Below are 17620 nucleotides of genomic sequence, written 5' to 3' on the forward strand. Positions count from 1 at the left end.
TAGTAAGATTATAAATCCATATAAATATCGATAGGTAAAAAAAAGAGGATTATAAAATCCCCTTTGATAAAACAATTATCAGCTTAATTAAGCAGACTTCATCACTTCAGTTAGTTCACTTAGAACAGTGTTAGAATCTTTAGATTCTAAAACTGCGACCTCTGTAACGAAACGTTCTTGCGCTGCTTCAAAGAGCTTTCTTTCACTAAAACTGCCATCAAGGCTATCTACGTTGCGACGAAGGTCACGAAGCACTTCGGCGATTTGTATTAAATCACCAGAATTAATTTTTTCTTGATAAATAACAGCGCGTCTTGCCCACATACCCTTATTATTTTGTGGTTTCCCTTTGATTGTCGACATTGCTTTGCTGACGATTTCCCTGGAAGCAATTTTGCGTAACCCTGCTTTTTTAGCTTTTGATAATGGGATACGCAGGGTCATTTGATTATCAGGAAATGAAATTTGTATCATTTCGAGTTTGGTTCCAGCAATTTCTTCGACACCAATACGATCAACACGCCCGACACCATGTGCAGCATATACAATGGCATCGCCTTCTTGAAAAGGGAATGTATCTTTGTTGTCTACTTCTTGAGCAGCTGTTTTCGCAATAGCAGCGCGTGCCATTTCATCAGTGACACCGCCTTTGGGAGGGGAACGGAATATATTCATACGATGAAGCTATCACAAATTTCACAAATTGTCATCATAATATTTTTTAATTAAATATACAAGAAATAGAATTGTTTATTACCATTGTATGCCATTAACAGGTGCAATAGGAGACCCAGTTGGATCACCGATTTGTTCAAGCAAATCGATTTCTAAACTACGCGTCATCGTTAGCATTGGCAAAGCATGTGGACTGTCGTCGAAAGGGTTTTGTAAATCGCTGCCGATTTTATATAACGCCATAAAAAGAAAACCCACAAGTGCGGAACCCAAAGGCGTAAACCATCCTAATGTTTCAACCATAGAAAAGGGTAATATAACACATGTAATTTCGGTTAAAAAATAAGGTAACGTAGAAAATTGAATCGATAAAGGAGTGTTTTTAATTCTCTCCAATGCTCCTTGAGCATTGGCAATATCCGATAAAATCCGATCAATTTGTGCGTGAACAGCACCATCAATATGCTTTTTATCAACTTCTTGAGTAACCATAAGCCCTATTTGGAACAACACGCCATTAGGTTGGTTTCTAAGTCCTTTGATATAATTTTGAATATGTATGGGTAGGACACGTTTTACATTGCTGTTTAACAATGCGTCTTTACCTCGTAGGTGATAGGCCAAGACATAGGCATACCCAGCGATGGCACGCGTTAAGTCAGGGTGTCCTTTAAGGATAGTCGTGCATTGCCTTGAAAACGAACGACAATTATTTGTAATTAGTCCCCAATGAGACCTAGCCTCCCACCACCGATTATATGCAGTATTATTTCGAAAATTCATAAATAATACCAGAACAGAGCCGATTAAAGCGATAGGAAGCTCAGATTGACCAAACCAACTGATTTGATAATATCTGTAACAAATAACAACCAACATATCCCAAATAAAGAGGATAGAAAGCGGTTTGAAGCTATCTTGGAGAATAAACCGAAGACCACGTTTAGCATTAACAATCATTAATTAATGTCTTTTTATTGATGGTTGTAATATATATTCAAAATAACAGTAGAACTGTCACAATAAATTATGTCGATTTTAAGTTAATCAATTTTCATAGTCAATTTAAGCATAACCTTGCATATTCTAATCTTACTCTCGCTCTGAAGCTCTTATTCTTTGACTTTCGGTGCGTAATTGACCGCAAGCTGCTAGAATATCCCTGCCACGAGGGGTACGAATAGGAGACGAATATCCTGCCTGCATAATAATATCTGCGAATTTTTGCACTTGTTCCGATTTAGAGGGTTTATAATCGCTTCCAGGCCATGGGTTGAACGGGATTAAATTGACTTTGGCGTGGATCCCCTTAAGTAGACGAACAAGCTCATGTGCCTCGGCTTCACTGTCATTAATTCCCCGCAACATGATATATTCAAAAGTAATACGTCTTGAATTACTGGCAGCTGGATAACGACGGCAAGCGGCTAATACATCTTTGATAGGATATTTGCGGTTCAACGGAACAATTTCGTTTCGCAAATCATCTCTGACGGCATGCAAAGAAATCGCAAGATTAATTGCCAAATCATTTCCGCACTGATCCATCATTGGAACCACACCAGAAGTCGATAATGTAATACGACGTCTAGAAATACCAATTCCTTCGTCATCCATCGCAATACGCATAGCTTTGGCGATATTTTCGTAATTATATAAAGGCTCACCCATACCCATTAAAACAATTGTCGATAAAAGGCGAGGTCTATCGGCTGTCGGGGTTGGCCATTCACCATAACTATCTCGAGCAGCCATAAACTGACCGATAATTTCAGCCGAACCAAGGTTCCTTACGAGGTTTTGCGTGCCGGTATGGCAAAACCGACAAGAGAGGGTGCAGCCAACTTGCGAAGAGATACAAACAGCTCCTCGATCTTCACGACGATCTGGAATATAAACGGTTTCGGCTTCTTGACCATCTCTGAATTGGAATAGAAACTTACGAGTTTCATCCTTAGAGGTTTGTTCTGTGACGACTTTTGGTCGACTGATAACGCAATGATCAATCAACTTGGCACGTAAAGGCTTGCCAATAGAGGTCATTTCATTAAAATCAGTAGCCCCCTTATGATAGATCCAATGCCATAGTTGCTTTGTTCGAAAGCGCTGTTCACCCATATCCACCAAGAGTTGCTCTAATTCTACACGAGACAATCCGACAAGCTCTGTTCTGCCATCAGGCAAGACAGCAGAAGGAGGAGAGAATTGCGCAGATTTTGCCAATATTCTCTTTTTTTCTTCTTCGGTTAAATCAATAGGAGAAGCATTGGATAAAGTATCAGTAGCCATCATAAAATTGGGTAATCCCAGAGTAAGAGAAAAAATTAGGTATTTTAAGAACGAAGATAAGAGCCATTAATATCAATATAGCCTTTGGTAAGGTTACAGCTCCATATGGTTGCTTTACCACTTCCAAGATTTAGGTCAACTTTAATTTTAATAGTCTCCTCTTTCATATGCTGTGCCACAGTCTCACGGTCATAATCAATAAGAACACCGCCTTCATGAGCAACCCATACATCACCAATAGAAACGGATAAGGTATCTCTATTTGCAGGCTCTCCTGCCTTTCCAACGGCCATAACAACACGTCCCCAGTTTGCATCTTCGCCTGTAATTGCAGTTTTTACCAATGGAGAATCACCAATAGACATACCAATTTTATGAGCGGATTCATCATTGATCGCACCCGTAACAGTAATTTCAATCAGTTTACTGACACCTTCGCCATCTTTGATAACCAGTAACGCTAGTTCCTTAAGCACCTTTTCCAAAGTAGTGGCAAAGTCAGTTAAACGAGGATCACTTGGATCAGTAATATCAGGTGTGTTGGCAACGCCTGTTGCGAATAATAGTAATGTGTCTGATGTGGAGGTATCTGAATCAACAGTAATTGCGTTGAATGTTGTTTTTACTTTTTGAGAAAGTAATGCTTGTAAAACAGAAGCAGGTAATTTGGCATCGGTTGTTACAAAAGATAGCATGGTTGCCATGTCAGGTGCAATCATTCCGCTGCCCTTGGCAATTCCTTGAATGGTCACGGTTTCTGTGCCGATTTTCGTTCGTAAGGAATATCCTTTTGCGAATGTATCCGTTGTCAAAATAGCTTGGGCTGTTTCTGTCCAATGATTTTCATCTAATTGTTGGTATAATGTTGGCATAATATCAACAATTTTTTGATATGGCAGTTGTTCACCAATAACACCCGTAGAAGCAACAAAGATTTCTTCTGCTGAACATCCAATTGCTTTTGCGGCCGCTTCGGCAGAGCGTTGGACAGTTTCAAAGCCAGCTTTTCCAGTAAAAACATTGGCAATACCAGCATTAACCAATAACCCTCTGGCATGACCTTTGGCTAATATAGAACGACACCAATCGATAGGAGCTCCTGGACATTTATTTTGCGTAAAAACTCCAGCGACGGTTGTGGAGGGCGCAAACTCCATTAGCGTTAAGTCTAGTCGCCCAGAATATCGCAACCCTGCTTCTATAGAAGCCAAGCGTACCCCAGGAACAGCAGGAAGCGCTGGAAGTGGAACTGCTAGGGGGGAGGTTGGATATGCGCTCATCGTTGAAATTACCTTATGTTAAATCATTCACCAGAAAATTAAGAATATAATTATATATTCGAATAAAAATATCTATATCTATAATGTTAATTTTATAATGATAATCAATAGAGATCGTCAGATAAAGGATTAATATTCGATAATATGAGCGTTTTCCAAACTTTCTTCGTAAATACGGCTGATTGCTTCTTTTGTAATTTGTTCTTTGATGAAAGATTCAACAGATTCTAAGGAAGGAACAGGTCGATTACGCTCGGCAACTTTTTGGAGAATAACCCATCCATAGTTCGTTCGTATTGCTCTGGCAGTATATTCGTTATTTTTTATTTTTGAAATTGCTTGAATGATAGGTTGGTCTAGCTCGCTGATGGTTAACCAGCCCATATCGCCTTTATTTTGATCTCTGTTTTGTAAATCAATCGAATACATACGTGTTGCCGCTTGAAAATTTTGTCCAGCTTTGAGTTTTTGTAAAACGAGTTCTGCAACTTCAGGGGATTGAACAACAATTTGGCGTAAATTAACTTCTTTGATTTCGGGTTGGTTTATATAATGTTCATTATAATAATGTTGAATAGCTTGTGGGGTTAATAGAGGTCTAAGCTTTTCGAGAAAATAGGCTTGTGTAAGTTTTTGTTGAGCAAGATCTTTGATTGCAGCGTTAATTTGTTGTTGGACAACAGGTCGTCGAGAAATACCATCTTTTTGAATAGCAATCTGCAAAGCATGATCAACAATAAGCTGTTTCGTTAATTGGGGATATAATAACTCTTTTGGAAGAGATTTTAATTCTCTAGGCAAATTGGACGCTAATTTTTTTACATCGCCAACGGTAATAATATCATCGTTAACGCGTGCAAGTATTTGTGCTGAGTTATTGGTTATTACGTTTGTAACAGGTGGTTTGACTGGAGGTTGTATTTCGGAAAATGTAGAATTCTCACTTTCTTTTGGAATTACAATCGACGTTCCAGCCATTCCTGTGAAGGTAAAAAAGGCTGCCTGAGCGATAGTTAGTGCAAATATGTATAAACCACATTTCGTTATTCTACAGACGGCAACCATTTATTTTGATTCAACCTTATTTTGCAGGTGCAGATGTCGGAGCAGATGCAGGAGCTGAAGGCGGTTGAATGGTGTATTTTTTGATGATCGCGTCGTTTTTCGTAATTTTGCTTTGTTTTACAGTATCATCAATGACGGCTTTAACATTTTGTTGAATTAACTTTTGACGAATCATCGGTGTTACTTTGTCCAAAGGAGGAACTGGAACATCTTTATAGGCTAGTACTTGAATAACATGATACCCAAATGGGCTTTTCACAGGGGTTGTGCTGGTTGTATTTGCTTTCATAGCAAAAGCTGCTTTTGAAAAGTCAGGAACAAGTTCGTCAGCTTTAACCCAACCTAAATCACCACCATTTTGTCCTGCAGTTGCTTTATCGATTGAGCTTGATTTAGCAAGATCAGCAAATTTCTTACCAGCTTTTAATTCTTTGATAATTTTTTCAGCTTCAGCTGATGTTTTTACCAAAATATGGCGAATATGTGCTTCTTTTACAGGGGGTTTATTCGCTATATTTTCATCATAGAATTTTTTAATCGCTTCTGGAGTGATTTTAGGTTCAACTTGAGCCTTTAAATAAGCATCTTGGATAATACCCATTCTAGCAAGTTTTAATTGTTGTTGTACTTCTGGGGTGTTTTCAAGGTTTGCTTTTTCAGCCATTTGTTGGATGGCTTTTTGATTGACCATTTGGTCGATCATCATCGGTAACAAAACACCTGTTGGAATTTGGCTGAGTTGAGCAGGTAATAATTTACGTGCATCGATAACGTCGCCAATGGTAATGTTTTGACCATTGACAGTGGCTAACACTGTGCTTTTATCAGCTTTTTCGAGAGGATCCGCATTGTTTGCAGCGGCAGCTTTATTTGTAATCTCAGCTGTTGGGGCTTGTGTTGGTGTTGGTGCTGCAGGTTCAGCAGCCATCAAAGCAGTGCTGAAAAGACTTGATGTGACAAAAAGGCTAGCTGCAAAACGGAATGTTTTTGTAGAAATGGACATTCAAAATACCTTAAAAAAATTGATTTTGTTAAGTCATAAAATATAAAACCTTAGTTGTAATTATACCATACAAAAAAAAGATTGTCTTCAAAGAAAGTCGTTATTATCAAATGAAGCATTAAAAAATTAGGGACATATTTAAAAATACAAATGCAGGAATTTTTATGATATGGTATTAAAAATTTTTAATTATAATATTGTTTGCTTAAGTTCTGCCTGAATTTTGTTAAGTTTAAATAAGATTACTGACTGACCTTGTACTAACAGGCAGAGTTACGGGGTCGTTGTTTGGAAAATATTGATGTTTGCAAAATTTGCTCGTGCTGTTTTAGGTACATCTAATGAGCGTTCATTAAAAGCCTATCAACGGCGAGTGCCCAAAATTAATAGTTTAGAGCCTGAGATGCAGGCTTTGGATGACGCTGCTCTTGCAAATAAGACAGTTGAATTTCGTAAGCGTCTTGCTGATGGTGAGGAACTAGATGCATTGCTGCCCGAAGCTTTTGCAGTGGTCAGAGAGGCTTCTAAACGTGTATTGGGAATGCGTCACTTTGATGTGCAGCTTATTGGTGGGATGGTTCTTCATGATGGTAAAGTCGCTGAAATGCGTACTGGTGAAGGAAAAACACTAGTTGCAACATTAGCAGTATATTTAAATGCACTGCCTGCCAAAGGGGTGCATGTTGTCACCGTCAATGATTATCTTGCGTCTCGTGATGCAGAGGAAATGGGACGTTTATACAATTTCCTTGGATTAACAGTTGGTACTATTGTTGCTGATCTAAATGATGATGAACGTAAACAATCTTATCAAGCTGATATCACTTATGGCACAAATAACGAATTTGGTTTTGATTATTTGCGCGATAATATGAAATACAGCTTTGACGAAATGGTACAACGTGACTTTTTCTATGCGATTGTTGACGAGGTTGACTCTATTCTCATTGATGAAGCGCGTACACCTTTGATTATCTCTGGTGTTGCAGATGATAGTTCTGATTTGTATCGATCTGTTGACGAGGTAATTAAAGAAATTGTCAAAGTCCCAGAGAACTATGAAAAGGACGAAAAGTTTAAAACTGTTATCCCTACAGAAGTTGGAACAGAAAATATCGAGGCAGCTTTAGCCGCAAAAGGTGTTTTGCATGAAGGGGGTCTGTATGACATTCATAACGTATCCCTAGTCCATCATATGCAACAAGCTCTAAGAGCACATACTTTGTTCGCTAAAGATGTGGATTATATCGTAAGAAATGATAAAATTGTCCTAATCGATGAATTTACGGGTCGAATGATGGATGGTCGTCGTTACTCTGATGGGTTGCATCAAGCTTTAGAAGCAAAAGAACATGTCACAATTCAGCCAGAAAACCAAACGCTTGCTTCGATTACCTTCCAAAATTATTTCCGTTTATACCCCAAACTTTCTGGAATGACGGGGACTGCAATGACTGAAGTTGATGAATTTGCAGAAATTTATAAACTGGATGTTGTTTCAATCCCAACTAATTTAAAAGTTCAGCGTAAAGACGAACATGATGAAATTTATCTGACAGCTAATGAAAAATATGAGGCTGTTAGTAAATTAATTGAAGAAATTCATGCGAAGAAACAGCCGATCTTGGTTGGTACAACGTCAATTGAAAAAAGTGAAATTCTATCTGATTTGCTAGCAAAAAAGAAAATCCCTCATAATGTTCTAAATGCGCGTTTTCATGAAAAAGAAGCTCAAATTGTAGCACAAGCGGGTGGTTCTGGAGCTATCACGATTGCCACGAACATGGCTGGTCGTGGAACGGATATTAAGTTGGGGGGGAATGTTGAAATGCTTATTCAACAACAACTCTCTGACATAGAGGACGAAGAAGAGCGTAACCAAAAAGAACAAGAATTACGTGCACGTACAAAAGTCGATCACGAGCAAGTCAAGGCAAATGGTGGCTTGTTCGTGATAGGAACTGAACGTCATGAAAGCCGTCGTATTGATAATCAGTTACGTGGTCGTTCAGGGCGTCAAGGGGACCCCGGGAACTCAAGGTTCTTTTTATCCTTAGAAGATGATTTAATGCGTATTTTTGGTTCTGAACGCATGAGCGGGATGTTGCAAAAAATGGGACTTAAAGAAGGGGAAGCTATTGTGCATCCTTGGATTAACAAAGCCCTAGAAAAAGCCCAGAAAAAAGTTGAAGAACGCAATTTTGATATGCGTAAAAACACATTAAAATATGATGACGTGATTAACGATCAGCGTAAAGAAGTATATTCTCAACGTCGAGAATATATGTCATCAGAGGATGTGTCTGAGACGATTGCAACAATGCGTAATGATGTGATTTCGATGTTGATTGCAAGTTACTTGCCAGAAAAATCTTTTGCAGAACAATGGCAAACTGAAGAGTTAGCTGCAGAAGTCAAACGGTTACTTAATCTTGAGTTGCCGATTAAAGAATGGTCAGAAGAAACAACGATCAGCATTGATGAGATTGAAGGTAGGATCAAAGAAGCTGCTGAAAATGCACACGCAGTACAAGCTGCGAATTTTGGTGCTTCTATCATGCGTTATGTTGAAAAACAAATCTTATTGACAACATTAGATGGTGTTTGGAAAGAGCATCTCTTACGTCTTGATCAAATGCGTCAAGGGATTGGCTTGCGTGCTTATGGGCAAAAAGACCCTCTTAATGAATATAAAAAAGAGGCTTATAATTTATTTCATTATATGCTCGACGAATTAAGTGAGCGCGTCATATCTACTTTGTGTCGTGTTGAAGTAAACGTCAGAACAGATGAAGAAGAGCCGATGGACGAATTCGGTGAAGGACAGTTTTTAGAAAAAAGTGAAGATGAAGAGATTGATATTCCAGAAGAGTGGGCAAATATCTCTCGTAATGCACTATGCCCTTGTGGTTCAGGTAAGAAATATAAGCATTGTCACGGCAAGTTAGTTTAAGTGTTGTTGGTTTAAAGATAGAAAGAATTAAGAGACAAATTTATGGCAGGACATTCCAAATTTAAAAATATTATGCATCGTAAAGGTGCTCAAGATGCACGTAGAGCAAGAGATTTTGCAAAGATTATTCGTGAAATCACCGTTGCTGCTAAGACAGGGTTGCCTGACCCAGCATCAAACCCTCGACTAAGAGCTGCAGTTGCTGCTGCCAGAGCAGTCAATATGCCCAAAGATAATGTCGATCGTGCGATAAAAAAAGCTGCGGGTAGTGGAGAGGGCGATAATTTTCATGAAGTAAGGTATGAAGGTTATGGCACCGCAGGGGTGGCGATTATTGTTGAGGCGTTAACCGACAATCGTAATCGTACGGCTTCCGACGTCCGTGCTGCATTTAATAAATATGGTGGTTCTTTGGGGGAAATGAATTCTGTATCCTTCATGTTTGAACGGTTAGGGGTGATTACTTATCCTGAAGCTATTGCAGATTACGATACAATGTTTGAAGCTGCAATCGAAGCCGAAGCGGATAATGTTGAAGTTGCCGATGGGTATTATGAAATTACTTGTCCAATGGAAAATTTCTTTGCTGTTCGCGATGCGTTGGAAGCAAAATTTAAAGATCCTGAAAGTGCTAAGATTGAATGGCGTCCAAGCAACACAGTGACGCTGACCGAAGATAACGCACAGACCTTGTTAAAATTGATTGATACATTAGAAGATCATGATGATGTGCAAAATGTCTTTGCGAATTTTGATCTTCCTGATGAAGTTGCTGAACGGTTATCGGTTTAAGATTCGTGGTTAGAATCTTAGGGATTGACCCTGGCTTGCGTTTCACAGGCTGGGGGGTAATAGACGCTCAAGGAAATCGTCTTTCTTATGTCGCCAGTGGGATATTGGCGACGGACAGCAAAGCATCAGTTCCAGAGCGTCTTTGTGTTTTATCCGATGGTTTGGAAAAACTAATTGAGCAATATGCCCCTGATGAAGCTGCTGTTGAAGAAACGTATGTTAATCAAAATGGCACGGCGACGTTAAAACTGGGATATGCCAGAGGGGTAGCTTTGTTAATTCCAGCCAAACGAAGTTTAATGGTTATTGAGTATGGTGCTAAAACAGTCAAAAGGGCTGTTGTTGGAACGGGTGCAGCAACCAAAGATCAAGTAACGATGATGGTAAAGCGTATTTTACCCAGTGCTATTATTCAAAAGGCCGATGCTGCGGACGCATTAGCGATTGCGATTTGTCATGCCCATCATCGTACTAGTCAGAATAGCATTGCAATGGGAAAGGTAATGGCATGATCGGTCAATTGACAGGATTACTTATTGAACAAACTGAAGCAGATCGCTGTTTAATAGATGTCAATGGTGTCGGATATGTGGTTTTTTGTTCTAATCGTACATTAACGCGCTTACCCAGGCCTCCAGAAATCGCGAGGGTGTTGGTTGAAACCATTGTTAGAGAAGATGCGATTTTACTATATGGGTTCGCAGATAGTTACGAACGTGATTGGTTTCGCTTGTTAACGACAGTTCAAGGGGTTGGCGTGCGGATGGCATTGTCCATATTATCTACTTTATCTCCTGATGAGATCAGCTCTGCCATTATGACCGCTGATAAGGCCACCTTAACCCGTGCGCCAGGAGTGGGGGCAAGGCTTGCCGTTCGTATTTTGACAGAACTGAGTGGTAAAGTAGCCTCTTTATCTGACCAAGTAGTTTCGACAGTTGTATCTGATGCAAAAGGCCACAATCCTATTCCTCAAGCGACCCAAATTTTATCTGATGCATTGTTGGCGTTGGAGGGATTAGGGTTTCGCCGCGTAGAATCTCAACCTGTTGTTGCTAGAGTGGTTAAACGTTTAAATGAAGAAGACAAAGGATCAGAGCTTGATCTTGTAATTCGTGAATCATTGAAAGAGTTGGCACGATGAATTCTGCTGAAGATCGTCCATTTGATGCGACAAAGCGACCAGAAGATAATTTTGAGGTTGCGTTACGTCCGCAGTCTTTGTCTGAATTTACGGGGCAAAAGACATCTCGTGAAAATTTATCAATTTTTATCCAGGCGGCACGTAAGCGGGAAGAGGCATTAGATCATGTATTATTGCATGGTCCTCCAGGTTTAGGGAAAACAACGTTAGCACAGATCGTCTCGAAAGAATTAGGCGTAGGGTTTCGTGCAACTTCTGGTCCAGTGATACAAAGAGCAGGGGATTTGGCTGCGATCTTAACCAATTTACAGCCAAGAGATGTGCTGTTTATCGATGAAATCCACCGTTTACATCCTTCTATTGAGGAAATTTTATATCCTGCGATGGAAGATTTTCAGTTGGATTTGATTATTGGTGAAGGACCTGCTGCACGTTCTGTCAGAATTGATTTGCCACCTTTCACATTGGTTGCAGCAACAACGCGTTCGGGTTTATTGGCAACACCATTGCGAGATCGATTCGGTATTCCATTGCGATTGATTTTTTATACGCCAGAAGAGCTGAAATTGATTGTAGCACGCGGGGCAAGAAAACTTGGGTTTGAATTAACGGATGATGGTGCACAGGAAATTGCAAGGCGTTCTCGTGGTACGCCTCGTATAGCTGGGCGCTTGTTAAGACGTGTGCGTGATTTTGCCTTGGTAACACATAAAGAGGGACAAGCGGTGGATAGTGGCCTTGCTGATGCTGCACTCTCACGGTTGGAAGTCGATCAAATGGGACTGGACGCGATGGACCGTCGTTATCTGATGCGAATTGCGGAATATCACCACGGTGGACCTGTGGGGGTAGAAACTTTGGCCGCAGCACTGGCAGAATCGAGAGATACGTTGGAGGATGTGATTGAACCTTATTTAATTCAAGAAGGTTTGGTTTTAAGAACGAGTCGTGGACGCGTTTTAGGCGAAAGGGGCTGGAAACATTTGAATTTAGTTCCACCTCCGTCTATTACGACACAGTTTGATTTATTAAATGATATTAATGAGGAAGATGAATAAAATGGATATGTCTGATCAAGAAGAGAACATATATAAAACCAAGACTAGATTATTATCTAAAGAAGAAATTCAAAATTATCAGTTTAGAATATGTTACGAAGATACAGACGCAGGTGGTGTGGTCTATCACGCGAAATATTTAGGAATCGCAGAGCGTGCAAGGACTGAGTGCATTCGCCGTTTGGGGGGCACTCTTGCCGAGTTATATAAAGAATACGGTCAGATATTAGTCGTTCGTCAGATGGAAATTCAATATCGTAAACCCCTTTTTTTGGATGATATGGTGAATGTCAAAACCAGTCTAATTACTGCTTTGGGGGCTAGCTGTTGGTTGTCTCAAGTCTTCTCACGTGAAGGGGAAATTGTTACAGAAATCAAGTTGCAATTAGTATGTTTAAAGAAGGGTGATTACATGCCAACACCGTTCCCTCGACACTGGCAAAAGATGTTTGATGCATTAACAGAAGTAGGCGCTTAAAAGAAAAATATGACCAAGATGAAAACATGATTGTTTTTGTTTCAAAAAATAGATAACAGTTAAGTTAATAGAGAAAAAATCTTAGCCTCATTAGTAATGCTTTGTTCATACTAATGAGATTCATAGTGCAGGAGGCATCTTTGGATCCAACGATTAATGCAGCGAATTTAGCTGCACCAGCAGCCGATTTATCCCCTTGGGCATTGTTTATTCATGCAGCCATTGTTGTAAAGTTGGTTATGATTGGTTTGGTCATTGCCAGTATCTGGGTATGGGCAGTTATCATTGATAAAATTGTTACTATTCGTAAAGCAAAACGTCAGGCTGATGAATTTGAAGATTTATTCTGGTCTGGTGGCAGCCTTGATGATTTGTACGATCAATATGGGGTAAAACCAAATCACCCAATGGCAGCTGTATTTAGTGCAGGCATGGGTGAATGGCGCAGATCAGCCAGAATTGCTGGTGTTGATATGAGCAGTGAAGGTGTAAAACAACGTATTGATCGGGCGATGTCTATCACAATTACTAGAGAGATGGAACGTTTGGAACGTTGGTTAACTTTGTTGGCAACAATCGGGCCCGTGGCTCCTTTTGTTGGGTTATTTGGTACTGTTTGGGGAATTATGCACGCTTTTGCATCCATCGCACAATCAAACAACACCAGTCTTGCGGTGGTTGCTCCTGGTATTTCAGAAGCATTATTCGCAACAGCATTGGGGTTGTTGACAGCTATACCTGCAGTGGTTGCATATAACTTTTTCAGTAATAAAATGAATTTATTTGCTGAACGTTTAGAAGGGTTTGCGACAGAGTTCTCTGCGATTCTTTCTCGCCAATCAGAAGCATCAATGTCTTCTCAAAACTCTGGTAATGTAAATAATCAGGAATAAATCTAATGGGCTTTTCTGTTCAAGGTGGATCTGGCAGAGGGGGACGCGGTCGTCGTCGCCCCCAAGCAGATATTAACGTTACCCCGATGGTTGACGTGATGCTAGTGTTGTTAATTATCTTCATGGTCGCAGCTCCGATGATGACCAGTGGTATTAATGTGGATTTGCCTAAAACAGCTGCAAAGCCTGTTAATGCGGATACAAAACCGATTACGGTTACCGTCAAAGAGGATGGATCAGTTTATATGGGTGATAATCCAGTTGATATGAATCAGCTGGTTGAGCAACTCCGTGCTGTTTCTCAAAATGATCCAGAACATCGTATCTTTGTAAAAGGGGATCAGCATATTAATTATGGGCGTGTGATGGAAATTATGGGACGTATTACAGCAGGTGGATTTACACATGTTGCATTGCTTGCTCAGATGCCATCAGGAGCAGAAGCTGGACAGCAGCCTGCACCATTGCCACCAGCTGCACCTTCTCATACTCCTTAATCAAAGGATTCTTATCGATGCTGGGTATGTATCGTTCTGAACGTAAACTTTTTGGTTGTTCTATTGCTGCCTCTATTGGATCGCATCTTAGTGTTGTGGTGTTGCTGGTATTGTTGTCATTAACATTTCAAAGTGATCCACCTCCTAAACCACCCGAAGAGCAACCTGTTCAGGTTGAATTTGAGAGTAAAGATACAGGACAAGAAACGCCTGCAAAAGCAGAAGTGGATTCTCCTAAACCAGATGCGCCAGCTCCTGAAAAATTAGATGCACCACCAGCACCGACGAAGCCTATTAATGCACCAACAGAAGAGCCTCCTCCTGTTCCTCCGCCACCTCAAGCATTACCACCGCCACCTCAAGCTGTGGCAAAGATTGATACGGTGCAGCCTGTGCAGGAGCAAGCAATGGAATCGCCTGCTGAATCAGCTGTTACGCTGCCCCCAGTTGTGGCGCCATTGACTTCGTCCTCTCAGTCTAAATCACCAGCACCTCCATCACCTTCACCAATGCCTGATGCACTGCCGACAGAACATCAGACATTTTCGAAAATAACCAAGCCCGAGAAAGCAAAGCAAGAAGTGCCTGATACTTCCGCTTTGGAAGCAGCAATTACTTCGAATCGCGCTGAACAAAAGCAAACACACCCCCCTAAATCTGCTGCGAATCCTCGACAAGGTGGATCGCCAAATGGTGGTGGTGCAAGAAATGGTGATATAACCAAAGGGCTTTCAAAAGCCCAACAAGGAAGAATTGCTGATTCGGTTCGGGGTTGTTATACGCAAGATACGGCTGCTAAAAACTATGCGAATAACGTAGCACATATGGTGGTTACTGTTGATAATACGGGTATGGCTCGAATGGTAGATTTTGATGCTGCGACGAAAGCGAAGATGAGCAGTGATCCTGCCTATCGTGCGTTTGCTGAGCGTTCAAAAGATGCAGTATTGAGTCCCAAATGTTCTAAGCTACCTATTCCAAGTAATATGCTTGGGCAAAGAAATACCATTAAGTTTGTGTTTCGCCCTTAATATTTTTGGTAAAAAAATGATGATAAAATATCGTTACATTATGCCACATAAATATGTTTTATTAAGTGGTTTATTCTGTAGTGGTATTTTACCTTCTGTTGCACTGTCAATAAAACAACGGTCATCGTGTAGTGTAATGAAGTTGGAAAACGGTAAGCAACTAGTATTGCAATCTCAATCCCTAGTAACATCGTTGAAAGGTGATCGTGTAAATTAAAAGCAAATATACACGTCTCTTTCACATGTAAATTTTAATCAGGAGGATGCATATTATCTTGAGGAAGATATAGCTGAAGATAATACTATGAAACCCTTCTAAGTCACAGCTAGGGAGGATCGCTGACTCGGTAAGAAGATGTTACGCCAAGATATTGCCGCTACAAATTATGCAAATAATATTGCGCACATGATCGTTACTGTTGATAATACGGGGATGAGGAGTAACTCCTCTTATCGTTTATTTACAGAGCGTTCAAGATACGCGGTATTAAACTCAAAATGTTCTACGCTATCTATTCCAAGTAATATGCTGTTTGGAACAGAAATACAATTCAGTTTGTATTTAAGCCTTAGATATCTTTATGTTTATATATTAGGGTATTTTTATGTATAACTTCTTATTTCTCTCTTTTATATCTAGTATCCCATTTATATTCAAAGATGCGTTAAAAGAATATTTGAACATGCTTTATTGTTATCGACAAAATACTGATACAAAGGAATTTATGGGATATAGAGCGCATATAATTATCTCTCTTGATGATAAAGGAGAGACAAAAAGTGTAGATTTTGATGCGGCAACAAAAGTCAAAATGAATAGTGATCCTAAATATCGTGTTTTTGCTGAGCGTTTGAAAGATTCTGTGTTAAATCCAGCTTGTTCTAGACCATAGATACTCATTAAGATACAAAAGAAGAATACGATTCGATTTGTATTTCGTCCATAAATATGTCGTAATTAAATAATAGTTTTTTGGATATATAAAGTTAAAAAGGAAAGTAACGTTATGCGTTCGATTATTTCTGATCAAGATGCTGATATTCTACGTGATGCATTGATGCCTCGTCGCACAGTATTATATGGGTGTGCCGCTGTTGGTGGGATTATGGCGACCCCTTTATCTGCTTTTGCACAGTCTGGCGATAACGCCCCAGGGGCTGCTGAAATTACAGTGGATCGCGCGCGTAACGAACCTATTCCTATCGTTATCCCAAATTTTGGGTCTGGAAATGGCGCTACAATCACACAAGTTGTTACTGATGATTTGAATAACACGGGTCTTTTTAAAGTAATCAGCTCTACTTCATCTGCTGCAACGCCTGACTTTGCATCATATAAAGCGATGGGTGCTCGTGCTGTTGTGACGGGAAATGCCTCTGGTGGTCGGGTAGAGTTCCGTTTGTGGAATACATTAACAGGACAACAAATCCAAGGCACTGCATATTCTTTTTCAGGCAGTGGCGATGTTCGTCGTGTTGCTCATATGATTGGGGATGTGATTTACGAACGTATGTTGGGTGAAAAAGGTTATTTTAACACTCGCATGGCTTATGTTGCACAAACAGGACGCCGTTCAAATCCGACGAAACGCCTTGCCATTATGGATTATGATGGTGCGAATAGTCGTATGTTGACTAATGGTAAATGGTTGGTGTTGACCCCTCGTTTTAGTCCAGTCAGTAACCAAGTGGCATTCATGTCATATGTGAATAACCGTCCACGTGTTTATTTGTTCAACCTGCAAACTGGTCAGCAAAAAATATTGGGTGATTTTTCTGGGATTTCTTTTGCTCCTCGTTTCTCACCTGACGGGCGTTCCGTTGTTATGTCTGTGACTCGCGGGGCGGGATCAGATATTTATGTTGTGGATCTTGCTTCTGGTTCAAAAAGGCAATTAACTAGCTCTGGCGCAATTGATACCAGTCCATGTTACAGTCCTGATGGCTCTCAGATTGTGTTCTCTTCTGATCGTGGTGGAAAGCAACAATTATATATCATGAGTGCCAGTGGTGGTAGTGCGCATCGCATTTCTTATGGTAGTGGCAGTTATGCTGGTCCTGTGTGGTCACCTCGTAAAGATGTTATTGCTTTTGTACGTATTTCTGGTGGATTCTCCTTAGGGGTAATGGCACCTGATGGTAGTGGGGAGCGTATTTTAACCCAAGGTTATACTGTTGAAAGTCCAACTTTCTGTCCAAATGGTCGGGTTCTTGCGTTCTGTAATCAATCAGCAGCTGGTGCTGGCGGAGCAGGGTTCTCGTCCTCAATCAAAACCATTGATGTTACTGGATTTAATGAGCGCTCAATTCGCACGTCAACGATGGCGTCAGGGCCATCTTGGTCTTCTAGCAACACTTAAAAAATAAATATTAATTCTATATTAAAAATTATAAACAAAAAACAAAGTTTTTGATAAGGTAAAATTAATCTTAGCCTGAATTACAGGTTTGGGTGAAAAGAA

The 17620-nt window shown here is 40.2% G+C and carries 18 protein-coding genes; 12 read left to right on the forward strand and 6 right to left on the reverse strand.

Translation table 11 applies throughout. The features are described from left to right. Positions 1–87: 87 nt before the first annotated feature. From PQG54_RS02495 to PQG54_RS02520, 6 genes are all read right to left on the reverse strand, one after another. Positions 88–675, reverse strand: coding sequence for a CarD family transcriptional regulator (locus tag PQG54_RS02495; protein WP_271789046.1), 588 nt, complete (start codon positions 673–675; stop codon positions 88–90). A 78-nt stretch (positions 676–753) separates the two neighbouring features. After that, entirely contained in the window at positions 754–1635 is an 882-nt protein-coding gene (locus tag PQG54_RS02500) for a bestrophin family protein (RefSeq protein ID WP_271789045.1), read from the reverse strand. 132 nt (positions 1636–1767) lie between these two features. Further along, complete coding sequence (gene rlmN, locus PQG54_RS02505; protein ID WP_271789044.1) at positions 1768–2967, reverse strand: 23S rRNA (adenine(2503)-C(2))-methyltransferase RlmN; 1200 nt, start codon at positions 2965–2967, stop codon at positions 1768–1770. Positions 2968–3008: 41 nt separating this feature from the next. Beyond that, complete coding sequence (gene argJ, locus PQG54_RS02510; RefSeq protein WP_271789043.1) at positions 3009–4244, reverse strand: bifunctional glutamate N-acetyltransferase/amino-acid acetyltransferase ArgJ; 1236 nt, start codon at positions 4242–4244, stop codon at positions 3009–3011. Positions 4245–4373: 129 nt separating this feature from the next. Further along, positions 4374–5309, reverse strand: coding sequence for a peptidylprolyl isomerase (locus tag PQG54_RS02515; RefSeq protein WP_271789042.1), 936 nt, complete (start codon positions 5307–5309; stop codon positions 4374–4376). A gap of 16 nt (positions 5310–5325) precedes the next feature. Then, positions 5326–6312: a peptidylprolyl isomerase gene (locus tag PQG54_RS02520; protein ID WP_271789041.1), complete on the reverse strand. Its 987-nt coding sequence runs from the start codon at positions 6310–6312 to the stop codon at positions 5326–5328. 301 nt (positions 6313–6613) lie between these two features. Between PQG54_RS02520 and secA the strand changes: the two genes are divergently transcribed. The 12 genes from secA to tolB all read left to right on the forward strand — a co-directional run bounded on the left by secA (position 6614) and on the right by tolB (position 17518). Next, entirely contained in the window at positions 6614–9265 is a 2652-nt protein-coding gene (gene secA / locus PQG54_RS02525) for a preprotein translocase subunit SecA (protein WP_271789040.1), read from the forward strand. A 42-nt stretch (positions 9266–9307) separates the two neighbouring features. After that, positions 9308–10057: a YebC/PmpR family DNA-binding transcriptional regulator gene (locus PQG54_RS02530; RefSeq protein ID WP_271789039.1), complete on the forward strand. Its 750-nt coding sequence runs from the start codon at positions 9308–9310 to the stop codon at positions 10055–10057. Between the two features lie 5 nt (positions 10058–10062). Next, a complete protein-coding gene (ruvC, locus tag PQG54_RS02535; protein ID WP_271789038.1) occupies positions 10063–10569 on the forward strand; it encodes a crossover junction endodeoxyribonuclease RuvC in 507 nt (168 codons plus the stop codon). Next, positions 10566–11201, forward strand: a complete 636-nt coding sequence (gene ruvA / locus PQG54_RS02540) for a Holliday junction branch migration protein RuvA (protein WP_271789037.1) — start codon at positions 10566–10568, stop codon at positions 11199–11201. Before ruvC ends, ruvA begins: the two co-directional genes overlap by 4 nt. Then, entirely contained in the window at positions 11198–12259 is a 1062-nt protein-coding gene (gene ruvB / locus PQG54_RS02545) for a Holliday junction branch migration DNA helicase RuvB (protein ID WP_271789036.1), read from the forward strand. The genes ruvA and ruvB overlap by 4 nt, the downstream gene beginning before the upstream one ends. A 1-nt stretch (position 12260) precedes the next feature. After that, positions 12261–12737 carry a YbgC/FadM family acyl-CoA thioesterase gene (locus PQG54_RS02550; RefSeq protein WP_271789035.1) on the forward strand — a complete coding sequence of 159 codons (477 nt, stop codon included), beginning with the start codon at positions 12261–12263 and terminating at the stop codon, positions 12735–12737. Between the two features lie 113 nt (positions 12738–12850). Continuing rightward, positions 12851–13630: a protein TolQ gene (tolQ, locus tag PQG54_RS02555; RefSeq protein WP_271789034.1), complete on the forward strand. Its 780-nt coding sequence runs from the start codon at positions 12851–12853 to the stop codon at positions 13628–13630. Between the two features lie 5 nt (positions 13631–13635). Further along, the gene (gene tolR / locus PQG54_RS02560) at positions 13636–14127 is read left to right on the forward strand and encodes a protein TolR (RefSeq protein WP_271789033.1); all 492 of its coding nucleotides are present in this window, start codon (positions 13636–13638) and stop codon (positions 14125–14127) included. 17 nt (positions 14128–14144) lie between these two features. Next, complete coding sequence (locus tag PQG54_RS02565) at positions 14145–15158, forward strand: energy transducer TonB (RefSeq protein ID WP_271789032.1); 1014 nt, start codon at positions 14145–14147, stop codon at positions 15156–15158. A gap of 355 nt (positions 15159–15513) precedes the next feature. Then, a complete protein-coding gene (locus PQG54_RS02570; RefSeq protein WP_271789031.1) occupies positions 15514–15771 on the forward strand; it encodes a hypothetical protein in 258 nt (85 codons plus the stop codon). 70 nt (positions 15772–15841) lie between these two features. Then, positions 15842–16051: a hypothetical protein gene (locus tag PQG54_RS02575; protein WP_271789030.1), complete on the forward strand. Its 210-nt coding sequence runs from the start codon at positions 15842–15844 to the stop codon at positions 16049–16051. A gap of 114 nt (positions 16052–16165) precedes the next feature. Then, positions 16166–17518: a Tol-Pal system beta propeller repeat protein TolB gene (gene tolB / locus PQG54_RS02580; protein WP_271789029.1), complete on the forward strand. Its 1353-nt coding sequence runs from the start codon at positions 16166–16168 to the stop codon at positions 17516–17518. Positions 17519–17620 lie beyond the last annotated feature (102 nt).

It is taken from the genome of Commensalibacter communis, assembly GCF_947179015.1.
GTDB classification, from domain to species: domain Bacteria; phylum Pseudomonadota; class Alphaproteobacteria; order Acetobacterales; family Acetobacteraceae; genus Commensalibacter; species Commensalibacter communis.

Coding starts and splice junctions, on each gene's coding strand:
- PQG54_RS02495 (WP_271789046.1), bottom strand. CDS start 675: ATGAATATATTCCGTTCCCCTCCCAAAGGCGGTGTCACTGATGAAATG.
- PQG54_RS02500 (WP_271789045.1), bottom strand. CDS start 1,635: ATGATTGTTAATGCTAAACGTGGTCTTCGGTTTATTCTCCAAGATAGC.
- rlmN (WP_271789044.1), bottom strand. CDS start 2,967: ATGATGGCTACTGATACTTTATCCAATGCTTCTCCTATTGATTTAACC.
- argJ (WP_271789043.1), bottom strand. CDS start 4,244: ATGAGCGCATATCCAACCTCCCCCCTAGCAGTTCCACTTCCAGCGCTT.
- PQG54_RS02515 (WP_271789042.1), bottom strand. CDS start 5,309: ATGGTTGCCGTCTGTAGAATAACGAAATGTGGTTTATACATATTTGCA.
- PQG54_RS02520 (WP_271789041.1), bottom strand. CDS start 6,312: ATGTCCATTTCTACAAAAACATTCCGTTTTGCAGCTAGCCTTTTTGTC.
- secA (WP_271789040.1), top strand. CDS start 6,614: ATGTTTGCAAAATTTGCTCGTGCTGTTTTAGGTACATCTAATGAGCGT.
- PQG54_RS02530 (WP_271789039.1), top strand. CDS start 9,308: ATGGCAGGACATTCCAAATTTAAAAATATTATGCATCGTAAAGGTGCT.
- ruvA (WP_271789037.1), top strand. CDS start 10,566: ATGATCGGTCAATTGACAGGATTACTTATTGAACAAACTGAAGCAGAT.
- ruvB (WP_271789036.1), top strand. CDS start 11,198: ATGAATTCTGCTGAAGATCGTCCATTTGATGCGACAAAGCGACCAGAA.
- PQG54_RS02550 (WP_271789035.1), top strand. CDS start 12,261: ATGGATATGTCTGATCAAGAAGAGAACATATATAAAACCAAGACTAGA.
- tolQ (WP_271789034.1), top strand. CDS start 12,851: ATGAGATTCATAGTGCAGGAGGCATCTTTGGATCCAACGATTAATGCA.
- tolR (WP_271789033.1), top strand. CDS start 13,636: ATGGGCTTTTCTGTTCAAGGTGGATCTGGCAGAGGGGGACGCGGTCGT.
- PQG54_RS02565 (WP_271789032.1), top strand. CDS start 14,145: ATGCTGGGTATGTATCGTTCTGAACGTAAACTTTTTGGTTGTTCTATT.
- PQG54_RS02570 (WP_271789031.1), top strand. CDS start 15,514: ATGTTACGCCAAGATATTGCCGCTACAAATTATGCAAATAATATTGCG.
- PQG54_RS02575 (WP_271789030.1), top strand. CDS start 15,842: ATGCTTTATTGTTATCGACAAAATACTGATACAAAGGAATTTATGGGA.
- tolB (WP_271789029.1), top strand. CDS start 16,166: ATGCGTTCGATTATTTCTGATCAAGATGCTGATATTCTACGTGATGCA.